At 66.5% G+C, this 11039-nt stretch carries 17 protein-coding genes; 11 read left to right on the top strand and 6 right to left on the bottom strand.

What is annotated here, in order from left to right; genetic code table 11:
- The first annotated feature begins 70 nt into the window (after window positions 1-70).
- Together AC1DYP_RS11180 and AC1DYP_RS11185 are read left to right on the top strand one after the other, a co-directional pair.
- The gene (locus AC1DYP_RS11180) at window positions 71-1291 is read left to right on the top strand and encodes a DUF2336 domain-containing protein (RefSeq protein ID WP_477046388.1); all 1221 of its coding nucleotides are present in this window, start codon (window positions 71-73) and stop codon (window positions 1289-1291) included.
- 216 nt (window positions 1292-1507) lie between these two features.
- The gene (locus AC1DYP_RS11185) at window positions 1508-1927 is read left to right on the top strand and encodes a Ros/MucR family transcriptional regulator (RefSeq protein ID WP_477046389.1); all 420 of its coding nucleotides are present in this window, start codon (window positions 1508-1510) and stop codon (window positions 1925-1927) included.
- Between the two features lie 12 nt (window positions 1928-1939).
- Here AC1DYP_RS11185 and AC1DYP_RS11190 read toward each other — a convergent pair whose 3' ends face one another.
- Window positions 1940-2953, bottom strand: coding sequence for a 2-hydroxyacid dehydrogenase (locus AC1DYP_RS11190; protein WP_477046390.1), 1014 nt, complete (start codon window positions 2951-2953; stop codon window positions 1940-1942).
- Between the two features lie 456 nt (window positions 2954-3409).
- Here AC1DYP_RS11190 and mopJ point away from each other — a divergent pair, with 456 nt between their 5' ends.
- The 4 genes from mopJ (at window position 3410) to AC1DYP_RS11210 (ending at window position 5042) form a co-directional block, all read left to right on the top strand.
- Window positions 3410-3913, top strand: coding sequence for a motility/cell cycle regulatory protein MopJ (mopJ, locus tag AC1DYP_RS11195; protein ID WP_477046404.1), 504 nt, complete (start codon window positions 3410-3412; stop codon window positions 3911-3913).
- Window positions 3914-4120: 207 nt separating this feature from the next.
- Window positions 4121-4495: a hypothetical protein gene (locus AC1DYP_RS11200; protein ID WP_477046391.1), complete on the top strand. Its 375-nt coding sequence runs from the start codon at window positions 4121-4123 to the stop codon at window positions 4493-4495.
- Window positions 4492-4761, top strand: a complete 270-nt coding sequence (locus tag AC1DYP_RS11205; RefSeq protein ID WP_477046392.1) for a DUF5985 family protein — start codon at window positions 4492-4494, stop codon at window positions 4759-4761. Before AC1DYP_RS11200 ends, AC1DYP_RS11205 begins: the two co-directional genes overlap by 4 nt.
- A complete protein-coding gene (locus tag AC1DYP_RS11210; RefSeq protein WP_477046393.1) occupies window positions 4758-5042 on the top strand; it encodes a DUF5985 family protein in 285 nt (94 codons plus the stop codon). Before AC1DYP_RS11205 ends, AC1DYP_RS11210 begins: the two co-directional genes overlap by 4 nt.
- A 4-nt stretch (window positions 5043-5046) precedes the next feature.
- Here AC1DYP_RS11210 and AC1DYP_RS11215 read toward each other — a convergent pair whose 3' ends face one another.
- The 4 genes from AC1DYP_RS11215 to AC1DYP_RS11230 are packed head-to-tail and all read right to left on the bottom strand — an operon-like array spanning window position 5047 to window position 7447.
- Window positions 5047-5334, bottom strand: coding sequence for a hypothetical protein (locus AC1DYP_RS11215; protein WP_477046394.1), 288 nt, complete (start codon window positions 5332-5334; stop codon window positions 5047-5049).
- Between the two features lie 9 nt (window positions 5335-5343).
- Window positions 5344-6255, bottom strand: a complete 912-nt coding sequence (locus tag AC1DYP_RS11220; protein ID WP_477046395.1) for a ribokinase — start codon at window positions 6253-6255, stop codon at window positions 5344-5346.
- Between the two features lie 44 nt (window positions 6256-6299).
- Window positions 6300-7100 carry a flagellar type III secretion system pore protein FliP gene (gene fliP, locus AC1DYP_RS11225; protein WP_477046396.1) on the bottom strand — a complete coding sequence of 267 codons (801 nt, stop codon included), beginning with the start codon at window positions 7098-7100 and terminating at the stop codon, window positions 6300-6302.
- Window positions 7100-7447, bottom strand: coding sequence for a hypothetical protein (locus AC1DYP_RS11230; protein WP_477046397.1), 348 nt, complete (start codon window positions 7445-7447; stop codon window positions 7100-7102). Before AC1DYP_RS11230 ends, fliP begins: the two co-directional genes overlap by 1 nt.
- 144 nt (window positions 7448-7591) lie before the next feature.
- On the opposite strand from AC1DYP_RS11230, the gene flgB reads away from it, so the two are divergent.
- The 3 genes from flgB to fliE are packed head-to-tail and all read left to right on the top strand — an operon-like array spanning window position 7592 to window position 8791.
- Window positions 7592-8041 carry a flagellar basal body rod protein FlgB gene (flgB, locus tag AC1DYP_RS11235; protein ID WP_477031943.1) on the top strand — a complete coding sequence of 150 codons (450 nt, stop codon included), beginning with the start codon at window positions 7592-7594 and terminating at the stop codon, window positions 8039-8041.
- A gap of 10 nt (window positions 8042-8051) precedes the next feature.
- The gene (gene flgC, locus AC1DYP_RS11240; protein WP_477031942.1) at window positions 8052-8471 is read left to right on the top strand and encodes a flagellar basal body rod protein FlgC; all 420 of its coding nucleotides are present in this window, start codon (window positions 8052-8054) and stop codon (window positions 8469-8471) included.
- An 11-nt stretch (window positions 8472-8482) separates the two neighbouring features.
- Window positions 8483-8791, top strand: coding sequence for a flagellar hook-basal body complex protein FliE (fliE, locus tag AC1DYP_RS11245; RefSeq protein ID WP_477031941.1), 309 nt, complete (start codon window positions 8483-8485; stop codon window positions 8789-8791).
- A 120-nt stretch (window positions 8792-8911) separates the two neighbouring features.
- On the opposite strand, the gene AC1DYP_RS11250 is transcribed toward fliE, so the two are convergent.
- Window positions 8912-9283: a hypothetical protein gene (locus AC1DYP_RS11250; RefSeq protein WP_477046398.1), complete on the bottom strand. Its 372-nt coding sequence runs from the start codon at window positions 9281-9283 to the stop codon at window positions 8912-8914.
- Window positions 9284-9809: 526 nt separating this feature from the next.
- On the opposite strand from AC1DYP_RS11250, the gene AC1DYP_RS11255 reads away from it, so the two are divergent.
- Together AC1DYP_RS11255 and AC1DYP_RS11260 are read left to right on the top strand one after the other, a co-directional pair.
- Entirely contained in the window at window positions 9810-10061 is a 252-nt protein-coding gene (locus tag AC1DYP_RS11255; protein ID WP_477046399.1) for a hypothetical protein, read from the top strand.
- A 109-nt stretch (window positions 10062-10170) separates the two neighbouring features.
- Window positions 10171-10482, top strand: coding sequence for a hypothetical protein (locus tag AC1DYP_RS11260; RefSeq protein WP_477046400.1), 312 nt, complete (start codon window positions 10171-10173; stop codon window positions 10480-10482).
- Window positions 10483-11039 lie beyond the last annotated feature (557 nt).

An 11039-nucleotide genomic window follows, 5' to 3' on the forward strand; every position in this document is an offset into this window, starting at 1 on the left:
AGGCCGCTCATCCGACGTTAGGGCGTTCCGGTCTAGGCTTTGAGCACGACGGGTTGCCGTCAGGACGACCATGAACGATTTCGCCGCGCCCTTCGCCAGTCCCGAGCCCGAACCGGCCGCCACGCCGCGTTCGCGCGCCGCCCTGCTCAAGCGGCTGGCCGACGTGGTCTGCCTGCCGGCCAGCCGGATCAACGCCTTCGAACGCGCCATGACCGCCGACCTGCTGGTCGAGATGCTGCGCGACGCCGTCGTCGGCGAGCGCGAGAAGGTGGCCCGCCGCCTGGCCAATCTGGCCGAGATGCCCGGTGTCCTGGTCCGCCTGCTGCTGCGCGACGAACTGCCGGTGGCCCGCACCCTGCTGGAGCATTCGCCCTCGCTCAGCGACGCCGACCTGATCAGCTGCCTCTACAACAGCACCCAGGACCATCGCCGGCTGATCGCCCAGCGGCGCGGGGTCAGCGAAGTGGTGGCCGACGCCCTGGTCGACATGGACGAGGTGGGCGTCACCGAGCTTCTGCTGCGCAACGACCTGACGCGCTTCAGCCACCAGGGGCTGGAGAACATCGTCGCGGCCACGCGCGACAATCCGCAACTGATTCCCCTGCTGCTCAAGCGCGCCGAGCTGCGGCCCAGCCATGCCTATGTGATGTTCTGGTGGTCCGACGCCGACGCGCGACGCACGATTCTGCAGCGTTTCGCCGTGTCGCGGGAAATCCTGCAGGACGCGGTCGGCGACGTCTTCCCCCTGGCCTCGGCCGAGGGCTGGCAGGATCCGCTGTCGCGAAAGGCGCTTCAGTTCATTGAACGACGTCAGCGAAACCGCGCCGCCATCGCCAAGAGTCCTTACGCCAGTCTGGAGGACGCGATCGCCGCCGCCCAGAACGGCATGACCCGCGAGACGGCCGAGGAGATCTCCTATCTGTCGGGCCTGAAGCCGATGACCGGGGCCAAGATCTTCACCGATCAGGGCGGCGAGCCGCTGGCGATCCTGTGCAAGGCCACGGGCCTGCCGCGCGGCGCGGTAAGGGCTTTGTGGCGTGGGTTGCGCCGACCTGAAACCGACGCCTCGGGCGCGCCGTCGCCGGGCCTGGAGCGGGTGCTGACGGCCTTCGACACCATCGCCGTGGACCGCGCCCAGACCATGCTGCGCTATTGGAACTGGTCGCTGTCGTCGGCCATGACCCCGGCCCTGCTGAAGGCCATCCGCGAGGGTGACGAGGCCGCCGTGGACGAATATTCGGTGCCGCAGCGCGCCGCCATGCTGGCGCTTTCCCGAGACTTTGCACGCTAATCGACCACAGTCGTTGAATGTGTTCGATGAATACTGTGCGCCAGGAATCCAGGTTTCTATCAACTGATGGCTGTATCCTGGATTTGTCAGACCAGTCCAGCGCCACCCTTGAACGGTAGATACCCACACGTCTATGTTGCTCACGTGTAATAATCTGCTATCCAAAACAGAATTGGCTCCTGGAGGGTCAGTACGAGTCGGGGGAGCGACAAGAACATGGACAAGCAGTCCGACCTCATTGAAGTCACGGCAGGCCTTGTCGCCGCCTATGTCGGTGGCAACACCATCGCGGCGGGCGACGTGCCGGCCCTGATCCGCAGCGTGCACCTGGCTTTGTCGAACGTCGGCGGCAAGGTCGAGACGTCCGAGGCCGGCCGCGAGCCGGCCGTGTCGATCCGGCGCTCCATCACCCCGGACTATCTGATCTGTCTTGAGGACGGGCGGAAGTTCAAGTCGCTGAAGCGGCACCTGCGCACCAAGTACGACCTGAGCCCCGAGCAGTACCGCGCCCGCTGGGACCTGCCGAAGGACTATCCGATGGTCGCGCCGAACTACGCCCAGGCGCGCTCGGACCTGGCCAAGCAGATGGGCCTGGGGCAGGGCGGCCGGAAGCCGGCGCGTCGCGGACGCGCCTAGGACCGTACGCGGTTAGGCGCCCCGAACCTGCTGGGCGGTGACCTGGCAGGTCAGGGGCCTGCCGGCCTCCGCGTCCGCCAGGCTGGCCAGGGTGGTCTCGGCGATCGCCGCCAGGGCCTCTTCGGTCAGGAAGGCCTGGTGGCCGGTGATCAGGACATTGGGGAAGGTCAGCAGGCGCTGGAAGACGTCGTCCTGGATGATCTCGTTCGAGAGGTCCTCGAAGAACAGATCCGCTTCCTGCTCGTAGACGTCCAGGGCGACGCCGCCCACCTTGCGTGACTTCAGGCCCTGGATCAGGGCGGCGGTGTCGATCAGCGCCCCGCGACTGGTGTTGACGACCATCACGCCCGGCCGCGCGGCGGCCAGTCGGTCCCTGTCGATCAGATGGTGGGTGTCTGGCGTCAGCGGACAGTGCAGGGTGATCAGGTCGACCTCGCGCAGCAGGGTGTCGACGGGCGCGTAGCGCACGCCGATCGCGACCAGTTCCGGGTCTTCGGCCAGGTCGCTGGCCAGCACCTCGCAGCCGAAGCCCAGCCGCAGGCACCGGGCGACCAGGGCGCCGATGCGGCCCGTGCCGATCACCCCGGCCTTCCGGCCCGAGAGGTTGCGGCCGATCAGCCCGTCCAGGGCGAAGTTGTTCTCGCGGACCCGGTTCCAGGCGCGGGGGATGTTGCGGTCGAGCGCCAGGATCAGGCCGATCGTGAACTCCGCCACCGCCTCGGGCGAGTAGGCGGGAACGCGGACGACGGCGACGCCCAGCCGCTCGGCGGCCTCCAGGTCGACATTGTTGTAGCCCGCGCAGCGCAGGGCCACGAAGCGGGTCCCGCCCTTGGCCAGGGTCTCCAGGACCGCGGTGTCCACCCGGTCGTTCACGAACACGCAGACGGCGGGATAGCCGTCGGCCAGGGCCGCCGTGCTCGCGTCCAGCCGGGCCTCGAAATAGTCGATGCCGTGGCCGAAGCCGTGATTGGCCGCGTCGAGAAAGCGGCGATCGTAGGCCTTGGTCGAGAAGGTCGCGATCCGCATCAGGGGGCCACGGCCGCCGCCGGCGCGAGGGCCAGGACGGCGAGGGCGATCAGCGTGGTCTTCAGCACGAGGGGACTCCGGAACGGCCGCCACTTTCCCCCGGACGCGACCCTAGCACGCAGCTCTTGGGCGCATAGGCGGTTTCAGCTTCGCCCGAATTGCATTTTTCGCTTGCCGAGCGGGCAGGGGCGACGGCGGCGAAACGGAGTCCCACGGCCCGTTTTCGGCCCCTGAAATTTTGAGTCTGAGCGTTCATTAACCTTAACCCAAACAATCGCTTGCGGTCCTGGGCGCGAAATTTCAGCGCGTTCTTCGCATCCTGATTTTCGCCTGGACGTTTCGCTTGCGGATTGACTCATCTCAACAAACTTAGCTTTAGAGCGCGATTTTCACTGGCGGCGATTCGGTCCTTAAGACATAGTGAATCGTCGTGATTCCAACGACTTGTTAAGGAATCTGAAGATGAACGCGCAGCTGAGCGCATCGGCCACGGCGGCCCGCGCTCACCAGGAGATGTTCGCCTACTGGGCGTCCCTCCGCCGGGGGGCTAGCCTCCCGTCGCGCGACGATCTGCATCCCGCCGGCATCAAGCGCATGCTGCCGACCGTCAGCCTGATCGACGTCAAGCGCGACCTCGACGGCGCGATCGACTACCGCCTGCGTCTGGCCGGGACCGGCCTCTACACGGTCTATGGCCGCGAGATCACCGGCCGCACCCTGGAAGACGTCTACAACAGCGCCGCCGTCGAATACTGGCGCCGCGAGCTGGACAAGGTCGTCACCGAGCGCCGCCCGGGCGTCGGGGTGCACAGCCTGGCCTGGAAGGGCACGCCGCACATGTCGATCCTCTGGCTGCGCCTGCCCCTGGCCAGCAACGGCAAGGACGTCGACATGATCCTCGGCTACGACGCGGTGGTCGGCTCGCAAGCGGGCGAGCACAGCGGCATCCGCGCCGCCTAGGAAGTCCCTCCCCCTGTGGGGGAGGCGGCGCGCATGCGCCGGTGGGGGGAGCGGACCCACCTCGGCCAACTCCCCCCTCCGTCAGCTTCGCCGACACCTCCCCCACAGGGGGAGGAGCGAGAACACCATGACTCAGCTTGCTCTCGCGTGCTCGCCGCCTATTGTCCCCGGCTTGGAAGTTCGGGGGAATCCGGGGGAAGGGCCGAGGTGACCGTCGACCGCGACGTCTTTCAATTCATTCGAGAGCACGTGCGTTCGGTCTGGGCGCTGGAACTGCTGCTGCGCCTCAAGCACGACCCCGAGCGCTGCTGGTCGGTCGAGGAACTGGTCGGCGACCTGCGGGCCAGCCACAGCCTGGTGACCGACAACCTGACCGCCTTCGAGGACGCCGGACTGGTGGTCGCCGACGATCGCGGCTGCTTTCGCTACCAGCCCGCGGCCGCCGTGCTGGCCAAGGTCTGCGACGACCTGGACGCGACCTACCGCACCAAGCCCGTGACAGTGATCCGCTGGATCTCGGCCCCGACCGAGCGCCTGCAGTCCTTGGCCGACGCCTTCAAGTTCAAGGGGAAAGACCGATGAGCGGGCCGACGGTGGTCTACATCCTCTGCATGCTGGCCAGCATGGCCTGCGCGGGCCTGCTGACCCGGGCCTGGCTGAACAGCCGCTCGCGCCTGCTGCTGTGGACAGCGGTCAGCTTCGGCTTCCTGGCCCTCAACAACCTGCTGCTGGTGGCCGACCTGGTGATCTTCATCACCCAGGTGAACCTGCTGCCCTATCGCCAGGCCGCCGCCGGCCTGGCCATTGCCACGCTGCTGTACGGCTTCATCTGGGAGGTGGACGAATGAGCTTCCCGATCACGCCGGTCGAGGGACTGATCGCCGGAGCCCTGGCCGCGGGCTTCCTGGTGGCGGGCCTGTTCTTCCTGAAGTTCTGGAGCCGCACGCGCGACGGCCTGTTCCTGGCCTTCTCGGCCGCGTTCGGCCTGCTGGCCCTCGGCAACGCCCTGCCGGTGCTGCTGGGCACGCCGCACGAGGAGCGCAGCGGCCTCTACCTGATCCGCCTGGCGGCCTTCGTGCTGATCATCGTGGCGGTGCTGGTCAAGAACCTGCGGCGGGGCGAGCGGTGACGCTCTACTCGAATTGGCCCGTCAGGCCGTTCAGATGGTCGTCGGTAAACGCCGCGCTTTTCGTGACGTGCTTGACCCGCCACACATAGACGTCGATGTCCGGGGCGGGGGTGATGGCCCCGTCCAGGCGCTCGCCGGCTTGAAGTTTACGCTGCGGCGGGCCGACGATTTCCACGACCTGGGAATAGCTCATGCCCATCCGCAGGTTGGCCCAGTCCGCTTGCGGGACGGGTTGCGCGGCACATCCGGACAGGAGCGCCGCGGCGATGATCCAGGTCGGTTTAACGCGCATGGTGTCGCCTCAGCCCTCCAGGAACTGCTCCACCTCGCGCCGGCTGGGCATCGACGGCGCGGCGCCGGCCTTCTGGACCGAGAGGGCGGCGGCGGCGTTGGCGTGCTCGACGGCCTCGCGCAGCTCCAGGCCGGCCGACAGGCCCGCGGCCAGGGCGCCGCAGAAGCAGTCGCCGGCCCCGGTGGTGTCGATCGCCTTGACCTTGCGGCCCTCGACCAGAAAGGCCTCGTCGCGACGGATCGTGGCCACGCCGGCCGAGCCGAGCGTGACGATCACCGTCTGGTCCGGGCGGCTCATCAGCTTGCGGGCCACGCGGCTGACCTCCTCCAGGCGCGACGGCTCGTAGTCCAGCCGGGCGTAGGTGGCCAGTTCGGTCTGGTTGAGGATCAGGATGTCGGTCAGCGGGAACAGCGCCGCGCCCTGGGGCAGGGCGGGGGCCGCGTTGAGGATGCGCAGGGCGCCCTTGGCGACGCCGGCCCGGAACAGGGCCTCGATGGCCGGGGCGGGGGTCTCCAGCTGGCAGAGCAGCACGCGCTGGCCCTCCAACGGCGTGGCGGCCACGTGCTGGGGCGTCAGGGTGGCGTTGGCGCCGCTGGTGACGACGATCATGTTCTCGCCGCTGGACGACACCCAGACGTGGGCCTGGCCCGTCGGGATCGAGGGCAGCTCGGTGACGTCGGAGACCTGCACGCCGTAGCCGGCCAGCTTGGCCTTCAGGCTGGGGCCGCTGTCTTCCTTGCCGACCGCGCCCATCAGCCGCGTGGCCGCGCCCATGCGGGCGGCGGCGACGGCCTGGTTGGCCCCCTTGCCGCCCGGAAACAGCTCCAGCGAGATGCCGGCCACCGTCTCGCCCGGCCGCGGCAGGTCGTCGACCCGCGCCACGGCGTCCAGATTGATCGACCCCAGTACGAAAACGCCCATTGTTCTTCTCTAACCGTTCCGGCGCTTGGGCCGCGAACCTGAAACTAACCGCCCCCAGAACCTCGCTGGAAGCTCTCGACCAGACTGCCGGCGACGAGTCGCCAGCCGTCCACTAGCACGAAGAAGATCAGCTTGAACGGCAGGCTGACCGTCGCGGGCGGCAACATCATCATGCCCATGCTCATCAGCACGCTGGCGACCACCAGGTCGATGACCAGGAACGGGATGAACAGCAGGAAGCCGATCTCGAAGGCGCGCTTCAGCTCCGAGATCATGAAGGCCGGCGTCACCACCTTCAGCGGCGTCTCGAGGGCGGTCTTGGGCTTCTCGATCTTCGACAGGCGGATGAACAGGGCCAGGTCGTCCTGGTCGACCTGCCGCAGCATGAACACCTTCACCGGCTGGGCGGCGGCGTCGAAGGCCTCGGGCATCTCCATCTGCTTGTCCAGCAGCGGCTTGACCCCCTGATCGTAGGACTGCTCGAAGGTCGGGCCCATGACGATGGCGGTCAGGAACAGCGCCAGGCTGATCAGCACCGGGTTGGGCGGGCTCTGCTGGACGCCGATGGCGGTGCGCAGCAGGCCCAGCACCACGACGATCCGCACGAACGAGGTGGTCATGATCACGATCGACGGCGCCAGGCTGAGCACCGTCAGCAGGCCGACCATCTGGACCACGCGCTCGGACAGGCCGGCGCCGGTGCCGAGATCGACGTTGATCGCCGACTGGGCCATCGCCGCGGCGGGGCCGAGCACGGCGGCCAGCCCGGCTAACACGGAGATGATCGCGGCCTGGCGAAGGTCCTTCGGGTCGGCGCCGGTGATCAGCTTGAGCAGGCGGCGCATCAGACCACGATCTCCCCGGAGGATTTGCCAGAAGACCTGGAGGCCGGCCTGGAAGCGGGCTTGGGCGGAGCGGGGGCCTTCTTCGACGTCCCGGGCGCCCAGTCCAGCAGTTGGCCCTCGCCCAGCATCAGCAGGCGCTCCTCGCCGTCCAGGGTGAACAGCACCAGGCGGCGGGTGGGGTCCAGGACCAGGGTCTCGACCACCTGCATGCGGCGGTCCTTGCGCAGGGCGGTGATGCGCGACATGGCGTCGGGCCCGAACTTGCGCAGCGCCACGCCGGCCAGTCCGATCAGGCCCAGGGTGACGGCCAGGGCGGCGACGGCGCGGATCAGTTCGAAGATGTCCATGACGCCTGGTCGGAAAAGGAGGGGCTGAACGAGTAGAGATGAGTCGCGAAGGAGAATAGCGCAGGGCGCGACGCGGAGCCGCACCCCTGATGTGCAGCATGCTCCTTAATGCGTGATTAACCCTGTTTCTTCACCATGAGCGGCATGGGTCCCGATGACATTCCCCTGTTCGCGATGCTCAAGAACCGCATGGGCTATCTGTCCGAGCGGCAGAAGCTCATCGCGCAGAACGTCGCCAACGGCGACACGCCGGACTACCAGCCCCGCGACATGAAGGCCTACAGCTTCAAGGCGTCGCTGGACCAGCAGGTGGCGGGCCAGCCCTATCGCGGCGGGCCGGTGTCCTCGACCGCCTCGACGGGCGTCCAGATGATGGCCACCAGCACCGCCCACATGGCGCCGTCCAAGCCGGCCGGCCTGTGGCGGTCGCCGGAAGGTCCGGACAGCGAGACCACCCTCGACGGCAATTCGGTGACGCTCGAGGACCAGATGCTCAAGATGACCGATGCGCGCATGAACTACGACGCGGCCGTCGGCTTCTACCAGAAGTCCATGCAGATGCTGAAGACGTCCACGCGTCGGCCCGGCGGCTAAGGATAGCTAGATGACCGAGATCCGCTCCCAGTCGATGGCGACCATGGCGATCGCCGCCAGCGCCCTGAAGGCCCAGCAGGGCCGCATGCGGGTGATCGCCGAGAACATCGCCAACGCCAACTCGACGGCGCGCACGCCCGGCGGCGACCCGTATCGCCGGCAGGTGCCGGTGTTCAAGCCGGCCAGGATCGCCGGCGGCGAAGGCGTGGTGATGGCCAAGGTCGATCCCGACCAGAAGGACTTCCGCACCGAATACGATCCCGGCAACCCGGCCGCCGACGCCAAGGGCTACGTCAAGCTGCCCAACGTCGACACCCTGGTCGAGGCGCTGGACATGAAGGAGGCGCAGCGCGCCTACGAAGCCAACATGAACGTCATCGAGACGTCGCGCGCCATGGAAGCGCGCACGCTCGACATCCTGCGCAAGTAAGGGGCTAAGCGATGATCACCGCGCTCGCGGCCGCCAAGGCCTACGCCGCCCAGGGTTCGATGGCCATGCCGTCGCTGGGCGGGGCCGACGCCCCGAAGAAGGCCATGGACTTCGGCGCCCTGCTGAAGTCGGCCATGACCGACACCCTGCACCAGACCCGCGCGGCCGAAACCAAGATGGCCCAGCAGGCGGCCGGCAAGGCCGAACTGATCGACGTCGTCACCGCCATCTCGTCGGCCGAGGCCAGCCTCGACACCGTGATGGCCGTGCGCGACCAGGTGATCTCGGCGTACCAGGAAATCATGCGGATGCCGATCTAGGGGGCTGGGCGGGCCAAGGCCTCCAACTCGCGTCGTGATCGTCGGGTTGTGCCGTCACGGGCCGATGAATGTCGGCTGTTCGCCTGGGCGACGACTTCGGCTTTCGACCCTCAGCGGACGTTAGAACACGATAGGAGCGTGCTCCCCGCCGGGGCGGAAGATTTGTCCGCTCTCATAAGGGGTAGCTTCGCTCCAGAGCTTTAGGATCGCACCGTTGTCGAAGGCGATCGTCAGACGAGTGGCGTCGCGTTGAACCATCGCGATGCGTTTCTGGATGAGCTCCCGGAGGAAAATCGGGCCAGTGTCCCGTTCGTCGCCGGTCTGATGCAGATGTGACCGACCTTGGATATCCAAATGTTCAAAGGGACCTTCGACGGTGATCTGCCCACCCTCGGAAAACCGCACCTGCGTGGACCAGGGGTCCAGGCATATTTGGGACACCTCAAAACCGACTAGGAACTGAAGTTCTGATGTTGGCGGAAAGGGATGCATGGCAGCAAATTCGCCTTCATCGCCCGCCGACGCAACGTCTCCTAACGACCCTTAGCGGACCTACCGCGTAAGCCGCTTGGCCGCTGACGCCGCATCCATCGCGCACTGCTGAAGTTCGACTTCGTCCCGAGCGCATTTGGCCGCGTAGATTTCTTTACCCTCGCGGCTGAAGGTCACCACTGTGAGCCATTTCCCACCAGGAGCAGGTGTGATTTGGGCCACAGTCGCCTTTAGCGGTTGCCCGGTAATCTCCCGCGTCGCTGTGCGAAAGTTCTCGGCGAAGCGCTGAGTTAACCCGTCATCGCCAGCCGTCCAGACTTCGATGGCGGAAGTCGCAATGCTCGTTGCAGCGAGAAGCTCAAGGATCATCGCACAACGTTAGCCGAGGCGGGTCTGCTGTCCACCCTTAGCTGGACTTCACCTAGTCCGCTTTCCGGCATGACGCGCAATGTCCGGTTACGGGCTGGGTCCTAGATTCCGGGCCCGACCCATTGCGGACCATCAAATCAAACTGCACCTTCAAGGCATGAGCGAACAGGCACCGGACTTGGAAGATGAATGGCAGGGCCAATCCACGGAGGCTGTTTGTCAGTTTGCGTCGGTCCTGAAGGACCTGCACCGGACGAACCCATGGCCTGACGTTTCGCTGCTGCCCCGCGCCATCAATCACCTGATGACGGAACTATGGGACCTGGGCTTCACCCAGGCCGAAATTCGAGAGGCGTTTGAGGATGCGGTGGCCGACATGCCGCGCTATGCGGCCGGCGAGAACCCGTAAGGTGACCCCCGTGACGTCCGTATGGCTCTTCGCAGCCTTAGCCTTCGTGACACTTGCATGCGCGGGCGCCGATGCCTCCCCCAGGCAGTATCTGAGGCCATCCGAAGTCTTGGCGCAGACCGCCGCCCTTGACGGACAGAAGATCACCGTGGGCGGAGTGATCGATCTCGGCACTAACTCGCGGTGCATCTACGATAGCCTTCCGGCTTATCGCGAGCGAAAGGGAGATGGCGCAGCCTTGCTGACCCTGTCGGAAGGGGATCGATTGCTTCAACGCAAAGCCGAGCTGAACCATCGCTTTGTTATCGTCACTGGTACGTTCAAGCGCGTGTTCAAGGAACCGGAGGCGTTGGATCTCTACCAATGCAATGGGGCCGGCATTGAACAGGACACAATTCGCCGGTCATCTAACGGCAGATAGCCACCCTAAGCTAACGTTCGGAACGTCCGCTTTGCGAAACCCGCATCCGCCCAGGATGGGGCCACGCCTTAAAGCCTTGGTGGATGGGAGCTCTGGGGACTGACCGAGTCAAGGACGGCGCGTCGCGCCGCCGCGACGCGGCCGCCGGAGGCGGTCCTTGACTCGGTCAGTCCCCAGAGCASGCTGGCAGCCAAGGYTTCAAGGCGYGGCCTCGCCGYTGGCGGAKGACGTCAGGGGCGGTTTCGGAAGGGGCGCCCTTCTGAACCCTCTCCCAGAGGGAGAGGGTTTCGAGCGCTTATGCTCGGCGTTCAGCGGATGAAGCCCAGCGATTTCAACGCCCTGAACTTTCTCGACCGAGTTTATCCCCATCCTCCGAACCGCCCGTATCCTGATCTCACCTCGACGCGGGGAAAGGGCGCATGGCCAGCGACCGATGCGGCGGCGGGGGGCGATCGAGCGGGATTGGGCTGGAGGGGGTTACTTCAGCGTGTCCGGGGAGCCTGGCGTTGCAGGCCCCGCCCGCCGTCGGCGTCGAACGGGGACAAAGCGCGTGTATT

The sequence above is a fragment of the Caulobacter sp. P1_D6 genome (assembly GCF_056406095.1).

What these genes read in the sequence shown, in the direction of transcription:
- fliP (WP_477046396.1), bottom strand. Translation starts at nt 7,100, where the DNA reads ATGCGCCGCCTGCTCAAGCTGATCACCGGCGCCGACCCGAAGGACCTT.
- AC1DYP_RS11220 (WP_477046395.1), bottom strand. Translation starts at nt 6,255, where the DNA reads ATGGGCGTTTTCGTACTGGGGTCGATCAATCTGGACGCCGTGGCGCGG.
- AC1DYP_RS11230 (WP_477046397.1), bottom strand. Translation starts at nt 7,447, where the DNA reads ATGGACATCTTCGAACTGATCCGCGCCGTCGCCGCCCTGGCCGTCACC.
- AC1DYP_RS11215 (WP_477046394.1), bottom strand. Translation starts at nt 5,334, where the DNA reads ATGCGCGTTAAACCGACCTGGATCATCGCCGCGGCGCTCCTGTCCGGA.
- AC1DYP_RS11250 (WP_477046398.1), bottom strand. Translation starts at nt 9,283, where the DNA reads ATGCATCCCTTTCCGCCAACATCAGAACTTCAGTTCCTAGTCGGTTTT.
- AC1DYP_RS11180 (WP_477046388.1), top strand. Translation starts at nt 71, where the DNA reads ATGAACGATTTCGCCGCGCCCTTCGCCAGTCCCGAGCCCGAACCGGCC.
- AC1DYP_RS11190 (WP_477046390.1), bottom strand. Translation starts at nt 2,953, where the DNA reads ATGCGGATCGCGACCTTCTCGACCAAGGCCTACGATCGCCGCTTTCTC.
- AC1DYP_RS11210 (WP_477046393.1), top strand. Translation starts at nt 4,758, where the DNA reads ATGAGCTTCCCGATCACGCCGGTCGAGGGACTGATCGCCGGAGCCCTG.
- AC1DYP_RS11255 (WP_477046399.1), top strand. Translation starts at nt 9,810, where the DNA reads ATGAGCGAACAGGCACCGGACTTGGAAGATGAATGGCAGGGCCAATCC.
- flgB (WP_477031943.1), top strand. Translation starts at nt 7,592, where the DNA reads ATGGGTCCCGATGACATTCCCCTGTTCGCGATGCTCAAGAACCGCATG.
- fliE (WP_477031941.1), top strand. Translation starts at nt 8,483, where the DNA reads ATGATCACCGCGCTCGCGGCCGCCAAGGCCTACGCCGCCCAGGGTTCG.
- flgC (WP_477031942.1), top strand. Translation starts at nt 8,052, where the DNA reads ATGACCGAGATCCGCTCCCAGTCGATGGCGACCATGGCGATCGCCGCC.
- AC1DYP_RS11185 (WP_477046389.1), top strand. Translation starts at nt 1,508, where the DNA reads ATGGACAAGCAGTCCGACCTCATTGAAGTCACGGCAGGCCTTGTCGCC.
- AC1DYP_RS11205 (WP_477046392.1), top strand. Translation starts at nt 4,492, where the DNA reads ATGAGCGGGCCGACGGTGGTCTACATCCTCTGCATGCTGGCCAGCATG.